The 5,632-nt window shown below is 53.6% G+C and carries 3 protein-coding genes and 3 pseudogenes; 1 reads left to right on the plus strand and 5 read right to left on the minus strand.

The window, feature by feature from the left end; genetic code table 11:
* From NY78_RS25690 to tnpC, 4 genes and pseudogenes are all read right to left on the minus strand, one after another.
* Window positions 1-550, minus strand: a pseudogene (locus NY78_RS25690) (transposase); the annotation flags it as partial.
* A gap of 154 nt (window positions 551-704) precedes the next feature.
* A complete protein-coding gene (locus NY78_RS25110) occupies window positions 705-1,457 on the minus strand; it encodes a hypothetical protein (RefSeq protein ID WP_156181120.1) in 753 nt (250 codons plus the stop codon).
* Window positions 1,458-1,991: 534 nt separating this feature from the next.
* Window positions 1,992-2,429, minus strand: a pseudogene (locus tag NY78_RS24325) (integrase core domain-containing protein); the annotation flags it as partial.
* A 40-nt stretch (window positions 2,430-2,469) separates the two neighbouring features.
* Window positions 2,470-3,970: pseudogene (tnpC, locus tag NY78_RS21310) on the minus strand (IS66 family transposase).
* A 324-nt stretch (window positions 3,971-4,294) separates the two neighbouring features.
* Here tnpC and NY78_RS21320 point away from each other — a divergent pair.
* Window positions 4,295-5,326 carry an IS5 family transposase gene (locus tag NY78_RS21320; RefSeq protein ID WP_043640897.1) on the plus strand — a complete coding sequence of 344 codons (1,032 nt, stop codon included), beginning with the start codon at window positions 4,295-4,297 and terminating at the stop codon, window positions 5,324-5,326.
* A gap of 128 nt (window positions 5,327-5,454) precedes the next feature.
* Here NY78_RS21320 and tnpB read toward each other — a convergent pair whose 3' ends face one another.
* Complete coding sequence (tnpB, locus tag NY78_RS25935) at window positions 5,455-5,622, minus strand: IS66 family insertion sequence element accessory protein TnpB (RefSeq protein ID WP_442855221.1); 168 nt, start codon at window positions 5,620-5,622, stop codon at window positions 5,455-5,457.
* Window positions 5,623-5,632: the final 10 nt, after the last annotated feature.

A 5,632-nucleotide genomic window follows, 5' to 3' on the forward strand; every position in this document is an offset into this window, starting at 1 on the left:
TTGCGGCGCAGATGCAGCTTCAAAGCGCGGTACACACGGAGCACACGCTTGTGGTTCCACATCGGTTGCTCGCGACGCAGCAACGGAAATAACTTGCCGAAGCCAAATCGTGGATGCTTCTCGGCCAGCCTGACGAGCGCTTCAATCACCCGTTCGTCGTCGGATTCCTTGGGTTGGTAGCCGTACACAGACCTGCTCAGACTAAAAGCTCGACAGGCACGGCGTAAGCTCAACCCATGCTCGACGTGGACGTAGGTGACCAACTCGCGTTTGTCGGCTGGCCTTATAACTTTTTTGCGATCACATCCTTCAAGGCTTGGTTTTCCAGACTTAGCTCGGCAAACATCTGCTTGAGGCGGCTGTGTTCGGCCTCAAGATCTTTGAGGCGTCGCACATCAGACGCGTCCATGCCACCGTATTTGGTTTTCCATTTGTAGAACGTGGTCGCGCTGATCCCGTTCTCGCGGCAAATGTCCGAGACGGGCCGACCCGCTTCGGCTTCCTTGAGCATCTTGACGATCTGCGTCTCAGAAAATCGAGATCTCCGCATCGCTCCCTCCTGGGGTGGGTTTGACAGAAATCTCAACTTCTCGCTGGTCCTATTTTAAGGGAAGCTTACAAAATTTCCCGTGGAATGGTCAATTTATTCGCGTTTCGTCGGCCAAGGCCCCAGCTTTTATATTGGATTATATGGTTTGTAAAACTTATTTTTTTTGCAAAGCATCTATACCTTTCCGCGGGATAACTTTTCCACTCGGCAACATGATGCTCTCACTAGGCAACTTATTCTGTATTTCTTTTGTAGCCACATTGTTAATTGTTTCACGGGGCACTGTTTTTCCTCCGGGCAACACAATAGCCTGGCTAGGATCAATAGGCAAAACTTCATATTTTGACTGTAGATCTTCTATACTTCGCCGCGTCACAGTCCCTCCTCCCAACAAAGAAAGGGGTTCGTCAGGGTCAACTGATTTCGTTGAACGTAATTTTTCTAATGTCTCTTCGGGAGCAAAAGATGATTTTTGATTATTTTTCGAATCATCAAAAGAACCCATCTGCTTATGATTTTCTGAAGCATGGTTTTCGGCGGAGTTAGCCGCAACGTTTATATTATTTTGACACTTACCTATGGATAAAATGGCTGCACTTTTTTTTGAACGATCTAACTGGAGAGTATAATTTTCAAGCATTGAAGCATTAATGGTTCTATTGATACAGTCTAAAGCGTCTTTACACTCAATCTGAAAGTCCACAGTCTTCGACATGTAACAATTGTCAATCTGTATTGGCATGTCAATCTGTTTAAAACACTCGTTTAATGAGATTTTATTACACACAATAGACACGCTTTGCCCATCACCCGCGCTTACAAATTTAGGACAAAGCAAATTATGAAACATAATTAGAAACAAAATAATAACAACAAGCTTGCCTCCCACGGCCTGACAATAGTTCATAAAGCGCCTCGCAGTTAAGTTTTTAAATGCAATCTATAGCCAGATGCTAGTTTTATTTGCTATAGGCGCAAATGCTGTTGTTAAAAATATATGCTCTTCTTTCACGGTGCACTAACTGTATATCTTTACGAGCTTTTTTATTACTTTTATCACAAAAAAATTGACTTTGCAAGGCGACATCGCACCACCTGGAGTATATATTATTTTTAAAGCGTACGATATTTTCCGAATCCTGAGGCGACCCCTATTTGATTGTTGTTGATGTATGTCATCACTGAATATTTGATTGTTGAACACTTTGTTCATCTGAAATTGTTCTAACTATCATTCAGGGGTATGTCCAAAACTGCTGACGAGGACAAACAGATTGTTATGAGGTTGAAAAAAATAAACATTCTGTTGTATTTCAGCGCCATAATGATACTTGAATTTCGGAGATAACAGCTCCGGTGAATACTATCATAATGATGTGGCAGTTTTAGCAGCGGACCATCTTGTCGTGACGTGACCTGCCCCCAGGAGTTGTACCAACGATTATGTTAGTCTGCACTCCGTCCTATTTGCAAGCGGTGGTCCCCAGGGGGAGCATCCGGCCCCGAGGGGCAGGATGGCCACCGGTACTGGCGGCCGTTGCCCCAGGGAACTGTGCGGCCTAACTGTATTATACTCTGTTCGCCACATTTCCAGAACGATCTGGGCTTCCCGCAGCGTGTAGAATATCTCCCCGTTTAGTTTCTCATCTCGCATCTTGCCGTTGAAACTTTCGCAGTAGCCATTTTCCCACGGGTAGCCTGGCTCGATGTACAACGTTTTGACCCCGACCTTGGCTAAAAATCTCCTGACCGCGTGGGCGGTGAACTCGGCTCCGTTGTCAGATCGGAGATGATCCGGTGGCCCACGATCAACAAACAATTCCACTAGGCATTGCATCACATCGTCTGAGCGGAGTTGCCTTGCTACGTAAGCGGTCAATCAGGCCCTTCTTGTGTGGGCCGCAGGCGGCAGGTTGAGCTCAGGCTGGTATGATGAGGCTTTGAGGATCGATGTACTGGGGCAGGAGGGCCTTGCGTTGGGCGTCAGTGGTTGCCTGCCGGCAAGTGCTCGAAGAGGTGGCGTAGATAGCGGTATGGCTCCAGCCCGTTGGCCTTGGCCGTTTCGATGAGGGAGTAGATGGTGGCCGAGGCGTCGGCTCCGCGCGGATGGCCTGAGAACAGCCAGTTTTTGCGGCCCACGGCAAAGGGACGGATGGCGTTTTCGGCCAGGTTGTTGTCCGGGCGCAGTCGGCCGTCTTCCAGGTAGACGACCAACCGCTCCTACTGTTTGATGGCATAGCCGATGGTCTTGCCAAGCAGACTCTTAGGCGGCGTGCTGGCGACGCGGGCATCGAGCAGCGCCTTGAGCTTGTCCAGTATCGGCCTGGACTTTTCCGCCCGCAGGGTGGCGATCTGCTCCGGCTTGAGCTTTTGCTTTTCGGCTTGGCGCTCCACGTCGTAGAGCTTGCCGATCAGGTCCAGGGCGGCATGGGCCGTACCGCCCTTGCCCTTCTTGCCGGCAGTCTTCTCGACTTCGACGAATTTGCGCCGGACATGGGCCATGCAGCCGAGGTGGCGCAGACCTTCCCGTTCGCCGAGAGCCTCGTAGCTGCTGTAGCCGTCGGTCTGGAGATAGCCTTTGAAGTCGCCAAGAATTTCCGCAGCCACGCTGCCGGCCCGGGGCGGATGATAGCGAAACAGGACGACCGGCTTTCCCGGTGTTCCGCCCCGGGCGACCCACATGTACGACTTGCTGGTGTTGGCCCGGTCCAGCTCGCGCAGCACCTGGACCGTGGTTTCGTCCATGTTGACGATGGGACCGGAGTGAATTTCGGCGATGATCATGTCGATGAGCGGATTGCAGGCCTTGGCCACGCGGATAATCCAGCCGGCCAGAGTGCCCCGGGAGATGTCCAGCTGATCCTCCTGGCGGTACAGGGGCAACGCGTCGGCGTACTTGGCCACGACGACATGGGCCAAAAGGCCCGGGGTGACGATACCTTGGGGGATAATCTGGGGCGGCATGGACACGGTTTTCACCGTCGGCCCGTCGGCTTCCACGCCCTCGCAGGCCCGGCAGGCGTATTTGGGCCGGATGTGGCGGATGACCTGGATCTTGGCCGGCACGATGTCGAGCTTTTCGCTGACTTCCTCACCGATGCGGACCAGCTCAGTGCCGCAGGGGCAGGCCTTCTCCGATTCTGGCAGGTCGTGGATGATCTCCACCCGGGGCAGATCAGCAGGGATGGGGCGACGGCCGCGTTTGCGGCGGGTGCTCGCCGGGGCGCAGGCCTCCCCGAAGGTCTGCGGTTTCTGCTCCTCCACGGCCTGCTCGGCCTCATCGAACAGGGAAAGCTGCTGCTCTTGGCCGGTGCGGGGCTTTTTCTCGGACTTCGGGCCGTAGATGATCAGGTTCAGGAGCCGAAGGCGCTGCTCAAGCTGGGCAATATGTTGCTGCTGGTCAGCTTGGCTGGCGGCCATGTCGGCGAGAAGGCCTTTCAGCGTGGCAGGGTCGTCAGGAAGGGAATTGATGTCCACAGCCCGGACAATATGCCAGCATTACCCAATATTATCAAGGCAATACTGGTCAAAAGATCGTCGAGTACTCGAAGCGGGAATGGCCTTTTACAGCCAGAGGATCCAGACCGTCGAGCAGCCAGGCGAGCTGCCTGGAGTCGATGGTCAGCACCTCGGCCTCGCTGGTCGGCCAGCGAAACGAGACCAATGCACAGTAAAATTGAATAAAATGTTGTAAATTTAAGTATTTGATGTATATTTTCTTCATCGAATTCGATGGAGGCGAACATGAGCGAGCGCACTTCTTCCAAGCCAGGCATTGCCGACTACGTTGTAGCCCGTCGCAAACGCAAGGAGTGCTTTCTCGACGAGATTGATCGTCTTATCGACTGGAACCCGCTGGAAAAGCTTTTGCGCAAAACGCTTAAGCGGGTGGTCAACGCCGCGGGCAATCCGGCCTATCCGCCGCTTCTCATGTTCAAGATCCTTCTTCTTCAGCGCTGGTACAACCTCAGCGACGCGGCGGTGGAAGAGGCCCTGTACGATCGCCTCTCCTTTGTCCGGTTCGTTGGCCTTTCCCTGGATCACGATGAAGTGCCCGATGCCACCACGATCTGTCGCTTCCGTCAGAGCCTCGTTGAGCGCAATGTGCAAAAACGTTTGCTGGACAAGCTCAACCATCAGTTGCAGCGACGCGGCCTCCTGGTCCGAGAAGGAGCCATCGTCGACGCCAGCGTGGTGTCGTCCGCGCGCCGGCCGCTCAAGGTGCTCGACGTGCTCCCGCAGGATCGTCAGGAAGACAACGCGGGCGGGACGGATGTGACGATCAGCTATTCCGATGACGCCGAGGCGGCTTGGCTGCGCAAGGGCAACCGAGCGTATTATGGGTATAAAATCCACGTCGCCACGGACACTCGGGATGGCTTTGTCCTCGGCGGCCATGCCACGCCGGCAAACCGGTCCGATACAGAAGAATTTGTCGCCGTCCTGGATGAGGTCGACGCGAAAGCCGGCGAGAGCATTTTCGCGGACAAAGGATACAGCAGCCAACTCAATCGCTACGTGCTCCATGTTCGAGGCCTTGCCGACGGCATCATGTACAAGGCTGCTCGCAACAGGGAACTGACCCCCTCAGAAAAAATCGCCAACCGTCAAATCAGCAGCGTCCGCGCGAAAGCCGAGCGAGCCTTCGGCACCCTCAAGCGCGGCTATGGATTTTACCGCGCGAGGTACCTCGGACGTGCCAAGGTCGAGCTGGAGTTTCTCCTCAACGTCATGGCCTTTAACCTGAAAAAGGCCGTTTTAAAGGCTGCTTGCTGAGGATCACTGCCTCCCTTTGCGGCGAAAGCTGCCAACTAAGGCAGAAAACACCCCAAGTCCTACCAGAAAACACGGGGAAATGCCGACTTTACGCTCGAAAAAGACCAAAAAGACGGAAATCAAAGACCTCAAAGGATTGTGCAGCAGTCTCGAAACGCATGGCGCTCCAAGCGCTTCTGCCACAAACAAAATCCGTTGCGATCCCAGTAGAGCAGCTTGATGATGGTCCGACTGCGGTTGCAAAAACCAAAGAGATGGCCGGCGAACGGATCAAGCTGCAACTGCTGCGAGACCAAGATGGACAGG

Source organism: Desulfovibrio sp. TomC (genome assembly GCF_000801335.2).
GTDB lineage: Bacteria > Desulfobacterota > Desulfovibrionia > Desulfovibrionales > Desulfovibrionaceae > Solidesulfovibrio.